Genomic DNA, 23,182 nt, shown 5'->3' on the forward strand with positions numbered 1-23,182 from the left:
ATTTTGCCGTTTTTCATGTGTTCATTTTACCTGAAAAAACCACAATTATCAAGCAATTTTCTCAATTTTTCAAAATCAACTTAAAAAAGGATGACTTTACCATAATTGCCGCCCTAATCTGATATCTTGACAAAACATTAAGAACAGATAATAAATTATAAATAAAGAATAAAAAATGATAAAAAGACGCTTAAAAATAATTAAAACTTTTCAAGCTATTAAAATACTTCTATTGGTTTCTTCTATATTATCATGCGCGATGAGTTCAGGCGCATACAAAGATATTGACCATGCTATCGACAGTGATAATTTCTCTGAAGCAGTTGACGTAATTGTAAAAAGACAGAAAAGCAATAAGGTTATTTACTCGCAAAAAAACGCTATTATGCTCTTTTTGGATAAAGGCATGCTTGAGCATTACGCCGGAAATTACGCCGCTTCATCGGCGGATTTGCAAAATGCGGAACGCCTAATAGAAGAAGCTTACACCAAAAGCATATCGGAAGGTTTTTTATCCTACATTGTCAACGATAATGTAAAAGAATATCCGGGCGAGGATTTTGAGAATATCTATATAAATGTTTTTAACGCGCTAAATTATTACAATAGAAACAACATAGAAGGCGCGTTAGTTGAAATCAGAAAATTAAGCAACACAAACGGAAAGTTGGATATGCTTTCACGAAAATATGATTATAAAGATCCAAAAACAGGCTCCAGTTTAAATGATATGGTAAATAATGAAACGGGGATTAGCGGTCTTCCAGACGCAAAATCCGTAAATTTTTCCAATTCCGCGCTTGCGCGTTATCTTGGGGCGCTTTTTTATCAAGCTGATGGAAACATGGACTCGGCGCGTATTGAATTTAATCAGGTTTACAGGGCTTATTCGACTCAAAAAAATATTTACAGCGGCGACGTTCCAAAAGCCGTAGCAGACGCGCGGGACCTTCCCGCTGGAAAGGCAAGGCTTAACATTATCAGCTTTACAGGATTATCTCCGGTAAAAGAAGAACAGACTGTTATTCAATACCTTCCGTTTCAACACCCTATACTGCAAATTGCCACATTTAAGCTTCCAGAGATGGTAAAAAGACCGAGTCAAATAAACAGAATAGAGGTGGAAATTAACGGCTCAAAAAGATTTGACCTAGAATTGCTTGAAAACATGGGAGATGTAATTCAAGAAACTTTTAACGCCCATTATTCAAATATGCTTATTAAAACATATATCCGCACTATTATAAAATATGTCGTTGCCGATGTGGCGGCGATGGCGGCTGAAAACCAGAATGACTCATTGGCGGGGTTCTTGGTGGCAGTTGCAGCAAGGCTGGCAATGGACGCTTCGGAAAGGGCCGATACAAGGATGTCCCGCTATCTGCCGGACAGGGCTTATATCGGCGGAATAAATATTGACCCTGGAACATATTCTGTTATAATAAAGTATTGTAATGGAAATAAAGCTGTTTACAGCGAAGAATTTTCAAAAGTAACCGTAAAAAGCGGCAGACTTAATCTTTTACAGTCTGTAAAATTAAAATAGGAGATATTGACATGAAAAAAACATCAATCGTATTGTGCGTGCTTTTTTTACTTTCCTCTTGCGCGACAACAAGCGTTAAACGCGTAGAGTCCGGCAGCCAAAATGATTTAAGCGGCTATTGGAACGCCGTTGACGTTAAAATTGCCTGTGAAAGTTTGATTAACGACTGTCTTTCCAGCGCGAGAGTCAATCAGGAAATAAACGCGAAGAAAAACAAAAGACCTGTTGTTATTGTCGGCAGGTTTAAAAACGCAAGCGACGAACAAATCGACACGGAAATTATTTCCTCCACTATGGAAACCGTAATCTTTAACAGCGGCAAACTTGATTTTGTAGCGGGCGGCGACATAAGAGACGCTCTTCGCGCTGAAAGACAGGATCAGTTGGGGAACGCGAGCGAAGAAACCGCGAAGAGTATCGGAAAAGAAACAGGCGCGGATTTTATGCTCACAGGTTCGTTAAGAACAATAGTTGACAGAGATGGAAACCGCAGTATTAGAACTTATTTTGTTACGGCGGAACTTACCAATATTGAAACTAACGCGAGGCTATGGATAGGTCAGAATAACTCTATTACAAAAGTTATTACAAGGCCAAAAAATAAATTTTAAAAAACCCCTAAAAAACCTAACTTTGGTTTTTAGAGGTTCACTTTAACTCAAAAAAGGAATCGCCGTTAATCGAAAAAGAATGTGTTTCGTCTATATCAAGGCCTATTTTTTCACGGACGGAATCTGAAATAAAAGCTCTAGGCTTGTAACGCGATGTTTTTGTGACAAGAGTTCTGGCTTTTACCGCAGGGCTTCCGCTTACGGAAAATCCGGTCTCGGGTGACCATGAAAAAGCGCAAAGACCGGCGTCTATGCCGAACTTCCATGTAATTTTTTCTTTCTGTAACAACCGCCTTACAAGGGCGCAGGCTTTATCGGCGGGATGGTAAGACATGGCAATAGGCTGCCCGTCTTCAGCCCACTTGTGGGCGGTTAATTTCGGCTGAAGCTCAAGAGGGGAACCGTAACAGGCAAGTATCGTGTCTCCTTCAAACCCCGCAATAACGGCTCCTGAATTGAAAAGTATTTTTTTCGCCAACGCGTAAAAAGCCCTTTTCATTTTTCCCGCGTCTTTCGCCGCCTCTTTTTCCTCTTTGTCAAAAAGATTTACGTCTTTTATCGCGATAACCGCCGCGTAAGAAACATTAACTTCCGAAATGCCGGGTCTGCCGTAATTTATCAATTTCCGCAAAACATCCTTGGAAACTGCCGTTCTGTAAGCGGAGCGGAAAGTCCGCGCCCTGTAATTTAAGTAGGAGCTTTTACAATAAAATAACACAAAAGTAGAAACTAAAGACGATACCAGAACTATAAGCGGATCCATCCAGTAAGAATAAAAAATAAAAAGCCCGCTGTATATTGCCGCAGATAATACGCTGAAAATAACCCCGAAAATCAACAGGACTAAAGGCCGCATCATAAAAATAATTATTAATATGGCAAAAATTGCGGCAATTGATATAAATATCACATAACGCTGGTTAACCGGTTTTATATGGCTACCCGTAATAAGTGCGTTTGCGAGCATGGCGGAATATTTTACGCTTGGCTCGTTTCCCATTATACAAAGGGACAACTCAAGCTCTTGTTTTAACTTTAAATGGCTAAAAGACAATTCCGCGTACGTTTCGCGCATTAACGCGAATATATTCGCCAATTCATTTTTTGCACTGATTAAATTTTCAAGCTCCATTTGTTTTGACGAATCCGTATCGGCGATTAACTCTTCATAGCTGCTTATAAGTTCCGTTTCCGTAGGACCGGCAAAAAAATCATCAAGGCTTTTAAAATAATTCGCCCTTGCGGCTATCCACGCCGAACGGTTTTCGCTGTTAGGCGATTTAATTAAATCTTCCAGAAGCGCCCCTGAGTATTCGCCGAGGAACAGCGGGATTTGCTCAGGTAAAATTGAAGAGAAAACCTTTAATTCGTTTGCCTGCGCCAGAATATCAAGCATGGCGTTTCCCGCTTCTTCATATTTGCGAAAAAGTTCGATGTCAACGCGGCGAAAATCGCAGTTCCACGGCGTAATAATATTGCCGTCGTTATCCATCGTTATATCCAAATCTTTTCCGTCATGCCCGCGCAGCCATAAAATCAGTTTTTTATCGGTAGTTTCAATCTGCGAAATCGCATAACGGTTTTTCAAACTTGCGAACAAAGGATGTTCAAAAGACCCGTCAATTTCAACAGGCATTACGCGCCTTAATTTTCCGTCTTTATCCAACTGCGGTTTTGAATACGCGTCAAGATAATTGCCAAAGACGGCGACTGAACGCGCCAACTCCTCGTCCCTGTCAATTAAAATTTTAATCAGGCGTTCTTTGCCCTGCTGCGCCGACTCCACCACATGCTCCACAAAAAGCGGAGCCTCCTGCGGCGGAACAAACCCCATACGGATGCCTTCAAACAGGTTACGGATATTTGATCCTAGCTGGTCGTATTCATTGACAAAAAACATTCGGATATCCGCTTCAGTCAATGTTATAGGCGTTGTAGAAGGCGAAAGCCTGCCCGACAGAACCAAATTGGCGGCTTCCATCTCAGTTAAGGTTAAAAGGACTGTAAAAAAATCACTGCCTTCTATAAATTCATCAGTTTCGATAATTAAAATTTCGGTGGATACTGCCGGTTTTTTATAGTTTAATAGAAAATCATAATGCGGACCCAGCCTGGGGCCTGAAAGCAAATAATTAAGCAGAAAAACCATTCCCACGGCGCAGGCAAGACTGCCAAGAAACATCAATATTGAAATTTTAAATGAAACACGCGCAGGCATATATAATTTAGGCATATTATAGTAAAATAAACAAGTATGTTTTGTTTAAGGAGAGGATTATGGCGAAGAAATTTTTGGATGAGAATTTTTTACTTGAGACTGAAACGGCGCGTGGATTGTACAGGGCTGTTAAGGACGAACCTGTCTTTGATTACCATTGTCATCTTATTCCGTCTCAAATTGCGGAAAACAAAAAGATGGCCGATATTGCGGACGCGTGGCTTTCGGGAGATCATTATAAATGGCGGATGATGCGCGCTATGGGCATCGAAGAAAAATACATTACAGGCGACGCATCCGGTTATGAGAAATACATGGCGTGGGCGCGTACTGTGGAAAATTTAATCGGGAACCCGCTGTACCATTGGACGCATCTTGAACTGCAACGTTACTTCGACATTTACGAGCCGCTTACGGAAAAAAGCGCTCCGGCAATTTGGGAAAAAGCAAACGCTCTTCTTCAAACGCCGCAATTATCAGTAAAAGGCATTTTTGAAAAAATGAAAGTTTACGCGGTAGGCACAACTGACGATCCTGTCGATTCGCTTGAATATCACCGCGCCATCGCCGGAGGCACAGCCCCAATCGGGAAAATAGGGACAAAAGTAATTCCATCTTTCCGCCCCGATAAGGCTCTTGAAATTACCGATACCCATTTTATAGAATACATCATATCGCTGTCTGAAACAAGCGGGATAAATATTAAAACTCCAGATGACGTTCTTGCCGCTCTTGAAAAGCGTTTGGATTTTTTTATATCAATGGGCTGCCGCGCTTCTGATCACGGCCTTGAATATGTTCCATACATTGAAACATCAATTAAAGATGTTGAGAAAACTTTTAAAAAAGTCATGGCTGGAAAAGACGCGTCAATCGAAGAAGCGGACGCTTATAAAACGTTAATGCTCGCTTCTTTGGGAAATTTGTACGCAAAGAAAAATATTGTAATGCAGCTTCATCTTTCCTGTATCCGCAACGTGAACACGAAGCAATTAGTTAAATTGGGAATAAACACTGGATTTGACGCCGTTCATGATAATACGTTATGTGAAAATCTTTCCGCCATTCTTGACCTTATGAGTCTTGGCGGCGATAACGCAAACGGCCTTCCAAAAACTATTCTCTATTCGTTAAACCCCAAAGACTACTACCCTCTTGCGACAATCATGGGCGGTTTTCAGGATTCAACCTGCGCGGGCAAAATGCAGTTGGGTTCAGCGTGGTGGTTCTGCGACAACAGGGACGGCATGGAAGAGCAGATGCGCGTTCTTGCCAATTTAGGAATGTTGTCCGCCTTTGTAGGAATGTTGACGGACAGCCGAAGCTTCCTCTCATACCCGCGCCATGAATACTTCCGCCGCATTATGTGCAATTTAATCGGCAAGTGGGTCGAAAACGGCGAGTATCCCAATGATACGCAAAAACTTGAAAAAATTGTTAGAGATATTTCATTTGGAAACGCTAAAAGGTACTTTGGGGAGTAGGGAGTGGGGAGCGAAGTTAGCAATCTTAGCGTGTTGACTTCAAGCTTAGATTGCTTACAACAATCCCTACTCCCCACTCCCTAATAACTCTATCTCTGTATCCGCGCTGAGCCGCCCTTCGCGAAGGCTTCTACTTGATCAAGACTGAACATCGACGTATCTCCGGGAGTGGTGGTTACTAACGCGCCGTGCGCCCAGCCTAGCCTTAAAGAGTCTTCCGGTGATTTGCCTGATAACAGTCCGTAGAAGAGGCCAGCGGCAAAACCGTCGCCGCCGCCTACGCGGTCGTATACGTCAAGTTCCGCCGTGGGGGCTTGATATGTTTTGCCGTCAAGCCACAGTACCGCGCTCCATGAATGGCGGTTGGTGGAATGAACTTCGCGTAACGTGGTGGCAACCGCTTTTATATTGGGGAAGTCTTTTGTTACGCTCTCCATCATGCCAAAGAAAGCGGAAGGATCAAGTTTGCCTTTAGATTCAACATCCTGCCCTTTTAAGCCAAGCCCTTTTTGCAGATCTTCTTCGTTGCCGACAAGTACGTCAACATAGCTTGTTATTTTACGCAATGTCTTCGCGGCGCCTTCGCTTGCCTGAGCCGCGCTAAGGCCTTGTTCTGCGGCGGCTACCGCCCACAGCTTTGCGCGGTAATTTAAATCAAAAGATACTACTGCGCCCGCTTTTTTCGCGGCCTGCATCGCCTCTATTACCAACTCGCTTGTCGTTGGCGAAAGAGCGCTGAAAATCCCTCCTGAGTGAAACCAGCGCACGCCCTTCTTAAAAATAGCGTCCCAGTCAAAACTTCCCGGCTTTAACTGCTGTGCGGCTTCGTTGGAACGGTTGTAAAATACTACGGGGGCGCGCACTCCCTGCCCACGGTCGCTCCACACTGTAGCCATGTTAGGGCCGCGCACTCCGTCATGTTCAAATCTTCTAAAATAGGGAGTAACTCCCGCTTTCTGCACGGCGTACTCTATTCTGCGCCCGATTGGATAATTAACCATAGCGCTAGCGATAGCGGTTTTCATGCCAAAGCATGTGGACAGATTTGTCGCCACATTGTACTCTCCGCCTGAAACATGCAATAAATACTCATTCGCCTCCGCAAAGGGAATAATTCCGGGATCGAGTCTTGTTACTAACGCGCCAAGCGCCAGTAAATCGTGCGCCATTCCATTGGCGGCAGGAATTGATAAAGACATATTTACACCTCTCATTTATATTTATTATTTACTTTAGCATATTTTACTTATAATAACTAGTAGACGAAGGGAGTGGGGAGTAGGGAATGGGGAGTGGGGTTGTTGTAAGTAATCTAAGCGTGAAGCCAACACGATACGCTTACTAACTTCGCTCCCTACTCCCCTTCTCTTCTATGCGAACTCTTTAAAAAAAATTCAATTCGCCGGTGATAAACGGACGCTCTTTATATTCCCCATCCGGCACAATCAATAGTTCGCCTTCTTCCGTTATGCCGACAAGACGGCCTTTTATTTCTTTGCCGGAACCGGCGGCGCCTTCGATAAATAGAACTTGTTCATTTTTTTTGTACAGTTTTTGTTCAAGACGCGTTTTCCAATTATTTGCCGCTCTTAATTCGCTGTAAAGGCGTGAAAGGATTTTTTCCAATAACGTATAACGTTCATCCTGTGAAATATCCCTGTCTGCGGCAAGAGCGATACTTATGGCTTTGTCCCTAAGGTGGGCAGGAAATTCTTTTTGCGCAGTGTTTATGCCGATTCCAAGATGAACGTTTCCGCCGTCAGCTTCGCAGAGAATTCCAACCGCTTTTTTATAACCTTCGCCGCGAATGGGTTTTATCAGTATGTCGTTTGGCCATTTAATCAAACATGAGTCTTGCAAACACGGCGCAAAATCTTCGATGGCAAGACAGACGGCAAGCCCAGCCCGTAAAGTAAGGGCAGGCGGAATGTCCTCGATGCTGGAAAATCTAAACAAAATTGTAAAAGACAGATTCTCCCCGCGTTCCATTTCCCAGCGGCGATCCTGTTTCCTCCCTCGTCCCGCTTCCTGAAAATCCGCTAAAATGACAGTACCGTGCTGCGAGTTTTCCCGCGCCAATTTACGGGAAACGTCCATAGTGCTGGATACGGTTTCTTCGTAATAAACAGGCGCATTAAAAGGATTGCGTATTTTTAAGCTTGTCATTTTTTCTCCAAAACTCTGGAAACAATTTATTCTCTATGTTATTATACTCCCATGAACATGGTGTGTCTTGATCTTGAAGGTGTCCTTGTCCCGGAAATTTGGATTGCGTTCTCCGAAGCCACAGGCATTGGCGAATTGCGCCGGACGACAAGGGACGAGCCTGACTACGACAAATTGATGAATTTCCGCATCGATCTTCTCAAAAAAAACAATTTAAAACTCCCCGATATTCAAAAAGTTATTTCCGGCATGGACCCGCTTCCCGGCGCAATTGATTTTACCAACGCCCTGCGCGAGAAAACTCAGCTTGTAATTTTATCTGATACCTTTGAACAATTCGCTAAACCTCTCATGGCGAAGTTGTCATGGCCTACCCTATTTTGCAATTCACTGCAAGTTGACGGTGACGGAACTGTTACGGGCTACCGTTTGCGCCAGCAAAATGGCAAGAAAGAAGCGATAAAAGCTTTCAAGTCGATAAAGATGCGTATTTTCGCTGCGGGGGACTCTTTCAACGATTTAGCTATGATCCGCGAAGCCGACGGCGGGTGTCTCTTCCGTGCGCCGGAGAAAATCCGCAAAGACTGTTCTGATCTTAAGTGCGTGGATACGTTTGATGACTTGCTTGCGGAGATTTATAACTTTTTGAATTGATACCGCAAGAATTTTACCGCGAACCACACGAACAGATATCCGTTTGCCTATTTTTTTGAACAAATAGATGATTATGGCAAAGAAATTACGTTAGATGATCTTATTTCATATTTTGAAAAAGGTCCTTATTCATATAAAAGTGGATTGGATTATGTCGGACAAACAAATTATGAAGCCAAAGAATGTTGTTGGTATATGCATAAATTTTCCGACATATTAAATTCAATTGTTAGTAATGGTTTGGAGATAGAAGAAATTAAAGAGTTTAACTTAAAAACGCCAAACAATGCAGAACCGCCAAAAAACATGAAAAAGTTCCCGTTAAATTATATGTTATACTGTAAAAAGAAATAATAGAATTTATAAAGGATAAATTAAATATTAATAAAAATGATTAAAAATGTTAATTTTTATCCGCATATTATGATATTGTTTGATATATATGGGTAATTTCATATATAAAGGAATTTTTATGAACATTGAAAATTTAATTGAAAATGATTTTAGCGGCGTTATTTCCGTAAGAAAAGACGGAAAAACATTGTTTCAAAATTCTTATGGGTATGCGGATATAAACAATAAAATTCCCAATGAAATTGATACAAAATTCGCAACCGCATCTGCCGGAAAAGTATTTGTCGCGGTTGGCATATTACAATTAATTGAAAAAGGAAAATAAATGAAAATTTATAGGGAGCTTTTTCAATGAAAAATTATTTGTACGAACAAAAATACGGCGCTTTAATCAATGAAATGATTGAAGACATACGCAAAAACAGGGTGTACATTACAGGACCAAATTGCATATTTCTACTCGAAGAATTATGCAATAAAATGACATTAAAACCCGGTATGCGCATATTGGACATGGGCTGCGGAGCAGGATTTACATCGATCATTTTGGCTAAAGAATTTGACGTTACCGTTTTTGCCAATGATCTTTGGTTTAACGCAACTGATAATTACCATCGCTTTGTTAAAGCGGGCGTTAGCGATAAAGTTTTCCCGATTCAGGCGGAGGCCCATAAGCTGCCTTATGCCAATAATTTTTTTGACGCTGTTATAAGTATCGATTCGTACCATTACTATGGAACGGATGAATGTTATTTAGGGGATCATTTCGCAAGACTTGTTAAAAATGGAGGACAATTCGGCATTGTAAATCCCGGATTGACCCGTGAATTTGAAAATGATCTGCCACAAACGATGAAACCGTTATGGGAACCAAATATGTACTCATGGCATAGCGCCGAATGGTGGAAAAAATTGTGGGGTAAATCAGGACTGGTTGAAGTCACATATTCAAATGAAATCCCTGATGGAAAAGCAATCTGGCGCGCTACCGCCGACAATGAACTTCATGACGCTGATACAGAACAGTATTTAACTCTTGTCTTAATGACGGCAGTAAAAAAGTAATTTTTAATGGGAGAGTGAAAAAAATTATGAAAACGATAACAGGAGAAATATTTTGAAAGTATTGGTTCATGACTTAGACGAACAAGCCTTCTCACAACTGGAAATTATTAAAAATTATTATATGGTGATTAACGCAAACGCCGCTTCCGCCCCATGCGTGGGTTGTTATAATTGCTGGTTTAAAACTCCGGGGACTTGCAAGATTAATGACTGTTTAAAATATTCAGGCTCATTATTGGGAAACAGCGAGGAAACTGTTTTAATAAGCCAAAATTGCTACGGCGGATACAGTGAGCAGTTAAAAAAAGTACTTGACCGCAGTATTCCGGAAAGTACGCCATTTTTTATATACTGTTCACGGAAAGTAAGACACATAAAGAGATATAAAGTTGACCGTAAACGCCTGACTGTTATTTTATATGGTGATTTTCTTGAATCAGAAGTAAAAACCGCAAAATTATTGGTAGAAGCAAATCAGAACAATATGGGTTTTAAAGAAGCAAGTCTTCATATAATAAATCATATCAATGAAATAGGACAGATATTGAAATGAATATAATGATTATTAACGGCAGCCCCAAAAGAAAAGGCGGAGCTTCGGCGTTCTTTGGAAATGTTTTGCGTTATATGCTTTTTCCAAATAATGTTATAACAAAAAGTATTGGCATATCCAGAGATTATGAAGAAATATTGGATAACCTTCAAAATATAGACGCAGTTGTAATATCGGTTCCGTTGTATATTGACAGTATTCCGTCTCATTTTATACATTTCCTAAAACAGATGGAACAGTATTGCAAAAATAATAAATGCCAGTTTATGCTCTATGTAATTTCCAATTCAGGTTTTGTCGGAGGACATCAAAATCAGGCGCATTTGGAACAATATAAATGCTGGTGTGAACGCGCGGATATTAAATGGGGCGGCGGACTTGGCATAGGCGGCGGGGTAATGCTTAATGTTTTATACAAAATAATATTGTTATGGACAGGCATACAAATTGCTGTTGGAATGATTATCAACATTTTTTCAGGTAATTCAGTTATAAATAACGCGTTTAATACGTTATTTTCAAGTTTACTCAATAGCACAATAATAATATTGTTCTTTTACTGCGGAGTGTTATTTTTTGAGTTTATGCTTTCATGGGCTATAGAAAATAAAATGAGCATAAAAAACAAATACACAAGGGTAACGCTTCCTTCATTTTTATTTATCGTAGTCGCGGATATATTTATGACATTAAAGGCGTTATTTCACGGTAAATTGATATTTTCTCTGTTTAAAAAAGAGGAGTATACAAAATACATATAATATTATTCTTAATATGAAACGTTCAGGAGCTAAAGAATTAGAAACAAAAAGACTAATTTTTTGACATATCTGGACAATTAATATTTTTTAGGATATAATTACCAAAAAATATAAGGAGAAAAGAAATGAAGGTAGTATTAGTCAACGGAAGCCCAAACTCCAACGGATGCACATTCACAGGACTTAGCATTATTAAAGAACAGTTGGCAAAACATGGAGTTGATTCCGAGATATTTCAGGTAGGAAAAAACCCAATAATAGGGTGCACCGCTTGCAGAACTTGTAAACAAACTGGTAAAACGGGAAAATGCGTTTTTGATAACGACATGGTAAATACAGTCGGTCAAGCTTTAAGAGAAGCAGAAGGCATCATACTCGGTTCTCCTGTGCATTTTGCTTCCGCTTGCGGCGCGGCGACCTCGTTCTTTGACCGTTTATTTTACAGTCTGGAACCTGAAGCTAAAAGATTAAAATTCGGCGCGTGTATTGTCAGTTGCAGGAGAGCGGGCTCAACCGCCACATTCGACCAATTGATCAAATACTTTACTATTTCACAAATGCCCGTCGTATCGTCTTGTTATTGGAACGGCATACATGGACATGCGCCTGAAGACGTATACGCAGATAAAGAAGGAGTGCGAACATTAACAATATTGGCAAACAATATGGCATATCTCATCAAATGCAAACAACAGAGCAATATTGAACTGCCGGAAGAGCCGCCAATGGTTATGACAAATTTTATCCGCTGATCATTTCGGAGTATCTTTACAATTGGTTCTTCAATTCATAGTATTGAAAGAATAAAGGATAAATATTTGTATGAATAAATATTATTTAATCGTTGTTTTGGCAATAACTATAAATGTAAGAATATTTTCACAAGAAAATAAACCATCGTACTTTGGCCATAGGGTAACGATTGGAAATTATAACTCATTTTGGGATGATGGGATTGGCATATTAGAAGCCGGTTATGACTTTATTTTTAATTTCCTTCATATAACGCCGGAATATAATATTTTAGATTTTGGCATAGGATTAAGCGGTTTATTTGCATTTGACAAACAGGGTAACCCGCGTCAACCTGTTCTTGGAATTGGTCTTAATGGAAGCATGAGAATATATACGCCTGCATTAAAAAAAACACGCATATTTCTTGAAAGTGTTATTAGCATGGTAACATATACAAAAGAATTTCCTGAAAATGGAACTATAATAAATGGCGGTTTGCATTTTGGCGGAGGCATTGAATACAATACGGAAAATGCAACATTACTATTTGCAAAAATATTATGGTTTCATACTTCTAATAATGATATTTATGGAAGGGATAGAAACCCATCAATAAACGCTGTCGGAATCGCTATAGGAGTACAATTATGAACATAATTGATTTTGCAAATAACTATAAATATAATTGCTTTTGGTTTTTTATACCCATAATTATTTTTAATTTAATATTTACAAAATATCTCCCGAAACATTATCTGAAAAATATTAAACATCCTATTGTTACTCTGGAAACTATTGCCAGAATAATTACAATAACATTCTCTATAATAATGGAAATAAATCATGATAACAAAATGGGAAAGATCGGGGTTATTGCGTATATTATTGGGGTATTAATATATTTCTGTTCATATTTTATAGTAATAAAATTACCTATAACTTCATTCAATAATAATATTGCCGTATTACTAGCGCCATATTGGACATCCATTTTATGGCTAATTGGCATAGGACTAATAGGAAATAAATTGTTCGTAAATATTCCCTATCACTATATAATATATATAGTAATATCAATTGTGTTTACAATATTACATAGCATTCATGGATACATTTGCATTGAAAAAAATGAGGTTAAATAATGGAAGGAAATATTATAGAAATTAACAATGTTCAGTATTCTTATGATAAAAAAAATACAGTTTTAATGGATTTTTTCTTAAATATTAAACGCGGAGGCATAATCGCCATACTTGGGCATAATGGGGCTGGAAAAACTACATTGCTTCGGCTTCTTGGAAAACTTATTGCGCCCCAAAAAGGCATTATTAAATGGAATTTATTGCCAACTGAAAAAATTGGATATATGCCGGAAGGTTTAGGACTTTATCCCAAATTGTCCGGTTATGAAAATATGAAATTGCAATTTTTAAGCGCAAATAAAAATCCCGATAAAGAAATAATACTATCGCTTCTAAATAAAATTGATCTTGGAGAACATACAAAAAAATTGACTGGTTATTATTCAACAGGAATGAAACGGCGGCTTTCTTTGGCTTGCACGTTGGTAACAACGCCTGAATTATTGCTGATGGACGAGCCGTTTTTAGGGATTGATCCCGTTAGTCAAAAAATAATGATCGGCTTGATACATGAATACAAGGGAAAATATTCAACCGCTGTCATAACAACCCACGACCTTAATCTTGTAAAAAATATTTGCGACAGTTTTGTAATAATACAAAATGGGAAGGTTGTTTATATATCCGCTGAAAATGAGGATATAAACAATATCGAAAAAATATATTTTCAATATGCGGGGAAATAATATGGGTTATTTTTTGGGATTGGTTAAAAAGGAATTTATAGAAATTAGATACTCATATAAACAGTTAATTATGTATGGCTGTATGTATGCGCTTTTTATTTTTTTTGTAAACACGGAAGGTAATACATTAATTCCTACTAATAATGTTTATTATATTTTAGCAGTGTTCATCAGCGCTTTTATGCCGTCAAACTTTTTAATGGAATCAATTTTATCTGATAAGAGAAACCAGACGTTTGAGCGTTATTTTGTTTCTGGTAATATCAAAAAAATAATGCTGGCTAAACTTTCCGCTATGAGCATATTTGGCATAGTGCCATTTTTTATATTTTATGCTTATTTTCTGATAAAAGGTATTAACATTATAGATACAATTTTTATGGCAATAAACACGCCGTTTTATTTTTGGACAGCCTTATGTATAATAACGGCTGTTACGTTTCCTTTTAGTGATGAAAAATCTGTAGGGTTTGCTGGTTTGCCTTGCCTGTTAGCTATAATTGGAATCATTATTGCAAATGATTATATAGCAGCTAACTATCACCCTGCATTTACTTGTATCATAACAATAGTCTGCGCGGTTGTTGCAACAATTATCGCATATAAAGTTTACAAAAATACAAAGTATTTTCTAAAAATATAAAGGAGTTAAGCCATTCCAAGTTTTTTTATAAGCCTAATTAGCGCAATAGGATTATATCCTCTTTTTTATAAACTGAATAAACCCGCTTCCCGCTGGAGGTCTGTCGCTCTTTTACTGGCGGTAATATTTGGCCGTCCTCTTTCTTTGTTATGGCAGAGATACTTTATGTTTGAGCAAGTTGACTCCCCTACCCTAATTGATATTACTGTTATTCATGTTGCGCTCTACCTTCTTATCCCAGTTCTGTTGGGCAATAACCGTTTAAGAGCGCTAATTTCAGCCTCATTTGCGTTTGGCGTCATTAATTTGGCGCATTTGCCTATTACTCATTTTATTTTTTTTGCAGTATCCCCTTTTATTAATTCGCTAAGTCATGTGGAATTTATGCAGAAAAATCCTAACATATATTACAGCGATATTTTTTTAAGCAATGTCGTCATTGCCGTTTGCTGTCTTTTTGCCGCACGTTGGCTGCGTGAAACTAAATTAAAACCGCCTCTTACGCTTTATGTGATTTTCAACCTGTTGTTCATTTTATTCCCTTTGGTAATACTCGCATGGTATGAGAATATATTAAATGTAATGTCCATTTCTTTTTTAACTTCCGCATTTATAAGTTCGTTTTTTTTGTTAATAATGCTGTTTTTATTTTATCTATATACGCGATTGACTGCAAATAATTTGACAGCCGACAATGCGGCTGAAAACTCATCGTCATTGAAAAATGAAAAAGATGAAAAATATACGCCATTCATTCAACTTTTGAGCAGACGTGAATTGGAAGTTATCGAATCGATACTTGCAGGTAATGTCAGGCATAAACAACTCTCCGCAGCCCTCAATATTTCTGTCAGTACGGTAAAAACACATTTAATACATATTTATCAAACTACAGACGTTTCCAGTATTGCCGCCCTCTCATTGCTTTTTCACGGGTATACTCCGCAAACGCCTAAAAATCAACCTTAATTCAACCTAAAATCAACCCAAAAGATGATATAAATCGCACATCGCCTCGGATATATTTTTCATACTTTTAAGAAAATGTTTTCCGGGAGAAAGAATGAAAAAGTTTTTATTATTTATGTTGTTATTGGTATATGCCGGTCTGTTTTTTATGTGCTACAATAAAATATGAATATTGTATCATGGATAATTTTTCAAGGAGAAAAACATGGAAAGCATAAAAAGAACCGACGTGAATGAGCAATGGGCGCATTCAGGCATTGTTGAAGCCGGGGATTTTGCCTTTATAAGTTATTGTGTCGGCAATATAGGCCAACCTATTGAAAATCAAATAAACGGCGCAATTGATCATTTGAAAAAAAGACTTGAATCAATAGGCTTAAGATTGGAATCGGTTGTAAAACTGGATTGCCTGTTTAGGGACGTATGGAATATACCAATAATGGAAAAAGTATTTAAAGAACGATTTAACGGAAAATATCCCGCAAGAAAATCAATACAGACTGAATTTGCCCATGTTGGCGGACAAGAGGGGCTTTTGTTCCAACTTGACGCAATTGCTTATAATAAAAAGTAAATGGACAATTAACGGTAAAGAGATTGCAAAATGTAATGATTTTTTTGAATATGATAATATATTGACTAAAGATTGGAAAATAATTAACTAAAAAGTATGGAGGAAAATTATGAACAATAAAGAACGAAAGGCAAACGGATTACCATATCATTATGACGATCCCTCACTTATGGGAAATCAATTTGAATATCAAGACAAATTGTATGAATATAATCATACACGGCCAACAGAACAAAAAAGACGAAAAAAACTTCTAAAAAAAATGTTTGCCGAAATTGGCGAAGATTGCCATGTTGAGATTCCATTAAATGCAAATTGGGGAGGGCATCATGTACATTTTGGACGTGGTATTTACTGTAATTCAAATGTAACATTTGTTGACGATGAGCATATTTACATAGGTGATTATAGCATGATTGCCCCAAATGTAGTTATTTCCACATCTGGGCATCCCGTATTACCTATATTGCGTGAAAATCATTATGTATATAATTTACCAGTGCGTATTGGCAGAAATGTTTGGATAGGATCGGGTGTACAAATAAATCCTGGAGTAACAATAGGTGATAATTCTGTAATTGGGGCAGGAAGTGTTGTTACAAACAATATACCTGCAAATGTTGTGGCATTTGGTGTGCCCTGTCGTGTTATCCGTGAAATTGGAGAAAAGGATAAAAAATATTTTTACAAGGATAGAGAATTAGATGTATGGGAATAAATTAAAATAAAATACGGTGCAACTTCGCTTAACAGGCCGGTATATGCTTCGCCGCCTGTCGGCGGCTATATACCGCCGGAACATTAAGCAACAGTTGCAAAGGATATAAAAATATTGTAACATAATTTTTGGAGGATAGAAATGAAAAATAGAATATGTTTCATTATAATAGGTGTTTTTGGAATATTTTTAACTACTTGTGGATCAACACCACAAACGCCAAAAGGGGCATATTATGAAGGTAATGGTGGAAAAGGTATCAGTCTAGCAATACTTGCCCCCAAAGCGACAAGTCTTGATGAAAGTCAAGTTTATATACCAACATTGGTGCAGGGAGAATTTGTCAGTAATTTTTCCACTTATACGGCAATATCAGTAATGGATAGAGTTAATTTGGATAATGTTTACGCTGAACTTTTATCTGGATACTATGACGATAATGACAAAGCAGGACTTGATTTAGGCCACTTGAAGTCAACTGATTATTTGATGAATGGCAGCATAACAAAAACAACGACAGGCTATGCAATTCAAATGCAAATTACAAAAACATCAGATAAAATGACAATGGCTTCATATTCTGGAACATGTACATTTGCTGAGCTGGATAATCTTACTGGTGTTCGACGGGCTTCTTTGGATTTATTACAAAAAATGGGCATAACGCCTACTGAACGAACAAAAATAGAATTAACTGGAGCAGGAAATAAAAATCATGTAGATGCACAGACTGCTTTAGCAAGAGGAGTAACAGCCCAAAAAAATGGAACTGTTGTTGAAGCAATGGGTTATTTTTATAATGCAGTTTCTTTTGACCCAAAACTTACTGAAGCTAACAGACGTCTTTCTACTCTATCTTCAAACGTTTCAAGTGGAAATATTGGCGAAAATGTAAGAAATGATATTCAACGAAGAAATGAATGGCTTAAAATTCTTGCCGAATGTGATGACTTTTTTTCAAAGCATCTGCCATATGAAATTGTTTATAATCCGCAATTAACTCTACAAGGAGGTACAGATTATAGGTCTGAGAGTGTGAGTTTATCATTTAAAATGGCAGTAAAAACAACAGGTGCCTTTCAAGTAGCGCAAAATATACTTGATGGTTTAAAAAGTACCGGAAAAACAATGGAATGGGGGTTGTCCGATTGGCCTTTGTCTTCACCATCATTTTGCGATGCAAGCGTTATTTACAGTCCTTTTGAAGGCGATATTTTATGGGCGGATAAATACCCATTTGATGTTAGTGGAAATTTAAATGAAAGCTGGGGTATTAGTTCATTAACAGTTGCAGAATCAGGCAGAGCGATCAAGGTAGATGTTGCACTTATAAACGATCATGGTAAAACAATTGCTACTTCTAGTAGATTGTTTTTCCAATGGATAGCCATGTTCCAAGATAAAAGAAAAGGTATAATTGTAGAAGGAGATGTCGAAAAATTGATGAAAAGGGATTGGAGTGCTGAAATGAATATTGGGGGTAGAGGTAATATTTCTGTTACCAAAGGATATATCAACAAAATGAATCAGCCTATAGTCTTTTTAAATGTAAACGCAAATGACATAACTGATAATTTGACAATAAAAATTGTCAGTGTTAATGGTATTGATGCTGAAACAGCAGGTAGGACTGGCTATATACAAATAACAACAGGAAATGTGAAATAATAAATTTTAAGAAAATATTTGCGTTAAGCAACCGGCATATAACAAACGTTATATGCCATTTCTTCTAATTGAATAAAGGAGTTTTTATAAAAAACAAAACGATGAGATTTGTTTACCATAAGAGCATAAAATGAATTTTACCAATCTTGAACAATACTTAAATAACGGGATTGAATCCCTTGTCAAAGATGCCATGCGGAAAACATTTAAAAATCCAAAAGAAACCGCATTTCTTGTTCAATACGGGCTGAGCTTAAAAAAAGCCGAAACGCTCAGACACAGGGCGGAGAAAAATGGCGAGCATATTCCTTCTTTTCTGATTGCAAGCATTACAACCCAATGTAATTTAAACTGCACCGGCTGTTACGATCGCATAAGAGATGCGTCTTCAGTTGAAAAAGAAATGAGCTGCGAAGATTGGGGACGGATTTTTACAGAGGCGGCGGGACTCGGTATTTCGGCAATTCTGCTTGCCGGAGGAGAACCGTTGAAAAGGGTTGATGTGTTGGAAGAAGCCTCGCGCCATGAATCAATACTTTTTCCTGTTTTTACCAACGGAATTATGCTGGATAAAACCTATGTACAGTTTTTTGAAAAGCACCGCCACCTGATTCCCATTATCAGCATTGAGGGGGATGAAATATTGACTGATGCGCGGCGTGGTGACGGCGTTTATACCCAAGCAATGCAGGTAATGAAAAGCCTCAAAGAATTTGACCTGTTATTCGGCGCATCAATAACGGTAACAAATGACAATCTTCTCGATGTAACCCGGGAAGAAATCCTCGCGGAACTGGAATGGAAAGGCTGTAAAGTTGCGGTGTTTGTGGAATATGTTCCTGTTGCAAATGCGAGTCTTGCCCTGAATGAGGCCGGACGGAATCTGCTGGAAGAGAGGCTTGCTTCTCTTAGAGAACGGCGGGAAATGATACTTATCTCGTTTCCCGGAGATGAAAAGGAATCCGGCGGCTGTCTTGCGGCAGGGCGCGGCTTCTTTCATATAAATGCCGGCGGCGGCGCGGAACCTTGTCCTTTTTCCCCGTATTCAGATACCAGTTTAAAAACAACGACTCTTCGTAAAGCGCTGCAATCCCCTCTGTTTACGCGGCTGCGTGAAGAAGGAGACCTTCTCTCCGAACATACTGGAGGCTGCGTGCTTTTTGATCAGGCAGAATATGTACAGGCTCTTATTGGATATGTTAAATAATTTCTGTTAGTAACAATTAAAAGTAAATAATATAAACTAAATTATTGGAGGAAGGGGGCAAAACTACTTAAAAAATAATATAATGAATACAATTGACAAAAGTAATAAAATCGGGTAGTAATGAAAACATGGGGATTTTTTTTATAATATGATTAAAGAAGCTCTTTCTAAAGTTAAAGAAGAAAATATAGATATTTTTACTTTTGCATTTTACCGCGATCATGAATCATCTTGTAAAGGAATAATAGTATAGATAATTATGCATAATCTTAAAAATAACAATCCATCGAATAAAATAGAATTACTGCCTAAAGGCGCAATTTTTGATATGGATGGGACATTATTGGATTCAGAGCGCATACATATAAAATTCATTATTGAAGCATGTCAGCAAATGAAACAGCCTATAGAAGAAAGTTTTTTATTTACCCGTATTGGAATTCCTGAAGTGGATAATAGAAAAGCATATTTCAATAAATACGGCATTGATTTTCCTTTTGATAAAATTTTCAAAATTGTGGTGGAAAAAGAAAATGAATTAGCCAATAAATCAGGTTTTCCATTACGCCCAGGCGTATTGTCAATTTTGAATAAATTTAAACATTTAAATATACCATTAGCCGTAGCAACATCGGCAACTACCCAACGAGCTAAAGACAAACTCTCTAAATCGGGAATATTGGAATATTTCTCTGTTTTTGCTTGTGCAGATGAACTAAAAAACGGTAAACCAGCACCAGATATTTTTCTTCTGGCCGTAAAAAAAATGGAGCTGGAGGTAAAAGATTGTATTGGTTTTGAAGACTCACCGGCTGGGTTGCAAGGACTTCACTCGGCGGGAATACGTTCAATATTTGTAAAAGATTTATTAATGCCTTCTAATGAAATTCTACAAGATGTTTGGTATTCTTGTTCAAGTATGGACGAAGCGGCGGAATTATTTTAAATTTGTTTGAATAAATAATAATAGACTTGTTCGGAAACTGTTGAGCAAATGAAACAAAATATATTTACCGAGTGGGAAAGAGTTTTTGTGGCAATTGATGATAATAATATGGCAGGATTGCGTAATCATATAAATTTATATGAAAAAAAGGATTATCGGAATAATGACGAAAAAATATTGGTTGCACAATGCTGGTAATTACCTGACAGCTTAAAAAAACAGCGGTCATAAAGACCTTTGAATAATATAATTAATCGACACATTTTAACATCAATTTGACAGAGTAGGTTTTGATTATTTTCTGGGGGTATAGCTTTACAGAAAAATTTCCGTTAATATATACTGGCATAAGAGGAAACTATGGAATTTACGCCTGTTATTAACTTTTTTCTCGCATTTATTACTTCAGTGGGATATTACCGTCTTTTTTTTACCATAAACCGCCCTACTGTGAGGTGGCGGTTTTTTGTCATGTTTGCGGTTGTCATTTTAAGCTTTCCGCTTAGTGCAGTATGGCAGTTCCAATATAGGAACATCCCGGAACCCAGTGATGTTTTTCTAATAGTCAGCTTTTTCTTTAACTTTTTTCCACTTCTTGCATGCGCTTTACTTGGACATAACCGTCTGCGGGCGTTAGTCGCCGCTGTATTTGTCCTTAGTATTATTTATACAGCTGAAATTCCGGTTGTTAATTATACTGCGGCAGTAGTTAATTCGTTTTTTACTAAACTTGATTCATCTGATGCAATAGGACAAAACCTTCAGCGCTACTATTTAATGTTTTTTCTTTTTAATTTAATTGTAATGTGCAGTTGTTTTCTTGCCGCCCGTTGGCTTCGTAAAACTAAAGAAAAACCGCCGATTAAAACAAGCGTTTGTTTTTGCCTGTTTTTTATTTTCTTCATAATAATAATAGCAGTTTTTCATGTTACAACATGGTTTTGGAGCAGGCTGGCGTTTATGCCATCGTCTTTTTTAGGTTTAGCCCTTCACGGCACACTGTTGGTGTGTATTCCGTTTTTCGCTTTGTTTTTTTATTCACGGCTTACCGTTCAAAGAGAACCAGTATCCCCCATACCGGATACGGCTCGTGCCGGATACGCTCAATTTATCGGGCAGTTAAGCAAGCGTGAGTTGGAAGTTATCGAAGCGGTTCTAGCCGGCTGTGTCAGCCAAAAAGAACTTGCCTCATTGCTCAATATTTCCGTAAATACGGTTAAGAAACACCTGCAACATATATATCAGACTACAGGGTCCGCAAATATGACCGCCCTTACGGTTCTTTTTAGCGGATATTTGTCAAATAACCCCAAAGGGTAATATATTAATCAATAGTAAAAAAGGAGAAAAATATGAAAAAGATTTCCCAAAACGCATCGAACCGTTTTTGCCCGCAATGTCTGTTTTTATTTGGTACATATAAAGAAGATGGACTGCCCAATTATGGTCTTTTCTGTTGGGCAACATACTGTCATGATGAAGAATTTAAATTTGTAGCTTGTATTGGCGAAGATAAACTTACTCGCGACAGGATACGCTCGACAGGTGTTTTTTCTGCGTCTTTAATATCAAAGTCATTATTGCCTGTAGCTGATTTCTTGGGTAGTAATTCTGGATATAAAGTTGATAAGTCAAAATTAATTGAAACTATTAATGGTGAGGTATTAAATGTACCAATACCGGTTGATAGTCCTTTAAGCTTTGAACTTGAAGTTGATAAAACACTTCATCTTGATGATTCAAATAAAAGTGAAATTTATATATGTAAATATAAAAACGTACTTATAGATGAACGTTTGGCAGACGAACAAATTCCTCTTGAAGAACGGTTGAGAATGGTTGACCCTATTGTTACAATATCTAAAAAATATTTTTCAATTGAAAAGACAATTATAGGCGATTGGTTTAAATGGAAGAATGGTATTGAGAATTAATATACAAAAGGAGAAACAAATGGCAAATGCAATGGATTATAAAAAAGAATATAAGGATTTATATTTACCCAAAACAAAACCAATGGTTATAAATGTACCTGAAATGTGTTTTGTCGCTGTTGAAGGCAAAGGCGATCCAAATGATAAAAATGATGAATATCAAAAGGCAATAGGAATATTGTATAGTATCCAATTTACAATAAAAATGAGCAAAATGGGAAATAATAAATTGGCTGGCTATTTTGATTATGTTGTTCCCCCTTTGGAAGGTTTTTGGTGGGCTGAAAATAATGAATGGATTTATATAAAAGACAAATCAAAATATAATTGGATTTCAATAATAAGGCTTCCAGAATTTGTGGATAAGGAAATATTTAAATGGGCTTGTGATGAAGCAGCAAAAAAGAAAAACATAGAAACAAAAGTTGCAAAATACATAAAAATAATAACACATTTGAATTTCAACTAACATCAAATGGGTATTTATCCGCCCATAAAATATCGCCTTCAAAAGGACTGTAAATAACGCTTGCATCGCAAAATGATGG

The 23,182-nt window shown here is 37.8% G+C and carries 26 protein-coding genes; 23 read left to right on the forward strand and 3 right to left on the reverse strand.

Annotated elements, in window-relative coordinates; genetic code table 11:
• The first annotated feature begins 175 nt into the window (after nt 1-175).
• Nucleotides 176-1,546, forward strand: a complete 1,371-nt coding sequence (locus ACYVRH_RS00370; protein WP_461254947.1) for a COG3014 family protein — start codon at nt 176-178, stop codon at nt 1,544-1,546.
• 11 nt (nt 1,547-1,557) lie between these two features.
• On the forward strand, nt 1,558-2,157 hold the full coding sequence (locus tag ACYVRH_RS00375) for a penicillin-binding protein activator LpoB (RefSeq protein ID WP_461254948.1): 600 nt from the start codon (nt 1,558-1,560) through the stop codon (nt 2,155-2,157).
• 37 nt (nt 2,158-2,194) lie between these two features.
• Here the strand turns inward: ACYVRH_RS00375 and ACYVRH_RS00380 are convergent, their stop codons facing one another.
• Nucleotides 2,195-4,390 carry a hypothetical protein gene (locus ACYVRH_RS00380; protein WP_461254949.1) on the reverse strand — a complete coding sequence of 732 codons (2,196 nt, stop codon included), beginning with the start codon at nt 4,388-4,390 and terminating at the stop codon, nt 2,195-2,197.
• Nucleotides 4,391-4,434: 44 nt separating this feature from the next.
• Here ACYVRH_RS00380 and uxaC point away from each other — a divergent pair, with 44 nt between their 5' ends.
• On the forward strand, nt 4,435-5,859 hold the full coding sequence (gene uxaC, locus ACYVRH_RS00385; RefSeq protein WP_461254950.1) for a glucuronate isomerase: 1,425 nt from the start codon (nt 4,435-4,437) through the stop codon (nt 5,857-5,859).
• 89 nt (nt 5,860-5,948) lie between these two features.
• On the opposite strand, the gene ACYVRH_RS00390 is transcribed toward uxaC, so the two are convergent.
• Complete coding sequence (locus tag ACYVRH_RS00390) at nt 5,949-7,058, reverse strand: PfkB family carbohydrate kinase (RefSeq protein WP_461254951.1); 1,110 nt, start codon at nt 7,056-7,058, stop codon at nt 5,949-5,951.
• Nucleotides 7,059-7,242: 184 nt separating this feature from the next.
• Nucleotides 7,243-8,025, reverse strand: a complete 783-nt coding sequence (locus tag ACYVRH_RS00395; RefSeq protein ID WP_461254952.1) for a biotin--[acetyl-CoA-carboxylase] ligase — start codon at nt 8,023-8,025, stop codon at nt 7,243-7,245.
• Between the two features lie 51 nt (nt 8,026-8,076).
• On the opposite strand from ACYVRH_RS00395, the gene thrH reads away from it, so the two are divergent.
• The 20 genes from thrH (at nt 8,077) to ACYVRH_RS00495 (ending at nt 23,103) form a co-directional block, all read left to right on the forward strand.
• Entirely contained in the window at nt 8,077-8,679 is a 603-nt protein-coding gene (gene thrH / locus ACYVRH_RS00400) for a bifunctional phosphoserine phosphatase/homoserine phosphotransferase ThrH (protein ID WP_461254953.1), read from the forward strand.
• A 472-nt stretch (nt 8,680-9,151) separates the two neighbouring features.
• Nucleotides 9,152-9,358, forward strand: coding sequence for a serine hydrolase (locus tag ACYVRH_RS00405; protein WP_461254954.1), 207 nt, complete (start codon nt 9,152-9,154; stop codon nt 9,356-9,358).
• A 26-nt stretch (nt 9,359-9,384) separates the two neighbouring features.
• Nucleotides 9,385-10,098, forward strand: coding sequence for an SAM-dependent methyltransferase (locus ACYVRH_RS00410; protein WP_461254955.1), 714 nt, complete (start codon nt 9,385-9,387; stop codon nt 10,096-10,098).
• Nucleotides 10,099-10,150: 52 nt separating this feature from the next.
• The gene (locus ACYVRH_RS00415; RefSeq protein ID WP_461254956.1) at nt 10,151-10,651 is read left to right on the forward strand and encodes a hypothetical protein; all 501 of its coding nucleotides are present in this window, start codon (nt 10,151-10,153) and stop codon (nt 10,649-10,651) included.
• A complete protein-coding gene (locus ACYVRH_RS00420; RefSeq protein WP_461254957.1) occupies nt 10,648-11,412 on the forward strand; it encodes a hypothetical protein in 765 nt (254 codons plus the stop codon). Before ACYVRH_RS00415 ends, ACYVRH_RS00420 begins: the two co-directional genes overlap by 4 nt.
• A 125-nt stretch (nt 11,413-11,537) precedes the next feature.
• Entirely contained in the window at nt 11,538-12,164 is a 627-nt protein-coding gene (locus tag ACYVRH_RS00425) for a flavodoxin family protein (protein ID WP_461254958.1), read from the forward strand.
• A gap of 70 nt (nt 12,165-12,234) precedes the next feature.
• On the forward strand, nt 12,235-12,798 hold the full coding sequence (locus ACYVRH_RS00430) for a hypothetical protein (protein ID WP_461254959.1): 564 nt from the start codon (nt 12,235-12,237) through the stop codon (nt 12,796-12,798).
• Nucleotides 12,795-13,289, forward strand: coding sequence for a hypothetical protein (locus tag ACYVRH_RS00435; protein ID WP_461254960.1), 495 nt, complete (start codon nt 12,795-12,797; stop codon nt 13,287-13,289). Before ACYVRH_RS00430 ends, ACYVRH_RS00435 begins: the two co-directional genes overlap by 4 nt.
• Entirely contained in the window at nt 13,289-13,975 is a 687-nt protein-coding gene (locus tag ACYVRH_RS00440; RefSeq protein ID WP_461254961.1) for an ABC transporter ATP-binding protein, read from the forward strand. The genes ACYVRH_RS00435 and ACYVRH_RS00440 overlap by 1 nt, the downstream gene beginning before the upstream one ends.
• 1 nt (nt 13,976) lies before the next feature.
• Nucleotides 13,977-14,618, forward strand: coding sequence for a hypothetical protein (locus ACYVRH_RS00445; protein ID WP_461254962.1), 642 nt, complete (start codon nt 13,977-13,979; stop codon nt 14,616-14,618).
• Between the two features lie 165 nt (nt 14,619-14,783).
• Nucleotides 14,784-15,587: a response regulator transcription factor gene (locus tag ACYVRH_RS00450; protein ID WP_461254963.1), complete on the forward strand. Its 804-nt coding sequence runs from the start codon at nt 14,784-14,786 to the stop codon at nt 15,585-15,587.
• Nucleotides 15,588-15,792: 205 nt separating this feature from the next.
• Nucleotides 15,793-16,161 carry a RidA family protein gene (locus ACYVRH_RS00455; protein WP_461254964.1) on the forward strand — a complete coding sequence of 123 codons (369 nt, stop codon included), beginning with the start codon at nt 15,793-15,795 and terminating at the stop codon, nt 16,159-16,161.
• Between the two features lie 109 nt (nt 16,162-16,270).
• Nucleotides 16,271-16,879 carry a maltose acetyltransferase domain-containing protein gene (locus ACYVRH_RS00460; RefSeq protein WP_461254965.1) on the forward strand — a complete coding sequence of 203 codons (609 nt, stop codon included), beginning with the start codon at nt 16,271-16,273 and terminating at the stop codon, nt 16,877-16,879.
• Nucleotides 16,880-17,020: 141 nt separating this feature from the next.
• Nucleotides 17,021-18,547: a hypothetical protein gene (locus ACYVRH_RS00465; RefSeq protein ID WP_461254966.1), complete on the forward strand. Its 1,527-nt coding sequence runs from the start codon at nt 17,021-17,023 to the stop codon at nt 18,545-18,547.
• 130 nt (nt 18,548-18,677) lie between these two features.
• Complete coding sequence (locus ACYVRH_RS00470; protein WP_461254967.1) at nt 18,678-19,754, forward strand: radical SAM/SPASM domain-containing protein; 1,077 nt, start codon at nt 18,678-18,680, stop codon at nt 19,752-19,754.
• Between the two features lie 259 nt (nt 19,755-20,013).
• Nucleotides 20,014-20,700, forward strand: a complete 687-nt coding sequence (locus tag ACYVRH_RS00475; RefSeq protein ID WP_461254968.1) for an HAD family hydrolase — start codon at nt 20,014-20,016, stop codon at nt 20,698-20,700.
• A 48-nt stretch (nt 20,701-20,748) separates the two neighbouring features.
• Nucleotides 20,749-20,898, forward strand: a complete 150-nt coding sequence (locus ACYVRH_RS00480) for a hypothetical protein (protein ID WP_461254969.1) — start codon at nt 20,749-20,751, stop codon at nt 20,896-20,898.
• 162 nt (nt 20,899-21,060) lie between these two features.
• On the forward strand, nt 21,061-22,020 hold the full coding sequence (locus ACYVRH_RS00485; protein ID WP_461254970.1) for a response regulator transcription factor: 960 nt from the start codon (nt 21,061-21,063) through the stop codon (nt 22,018-22,020).
• A 32-nt stretch (nt 22,021-22,052) separates the two neighbouring features.
• Entirely contained in the window at nt 22,053-22,634 is a 582-nt protein-coding gene (locus tag ACYVRH_RS00490) for a flavin reductase family protein (RefSeq protein WP_461254971.1), read from the forward strand.
• A gap of 19 nt (nt 22,635-22,653) precedes the next feature.
• On the forward strand, nt 22,654-23,103 hold the full coding sequence (locus ACYVRH_RS00495) for a hypothetical protein (RefSeq protein WP_461254972.1): 450 nt from the start codon (nt 22,654-22,656) through the stop codon (nt 23,101-23,103).
• Nucleotides 23,104-23,182: the final 79 nt, after the last annotated feature.

The organism is Treponema sp. R80B11-R83G3, assembly GCF_054786115.1.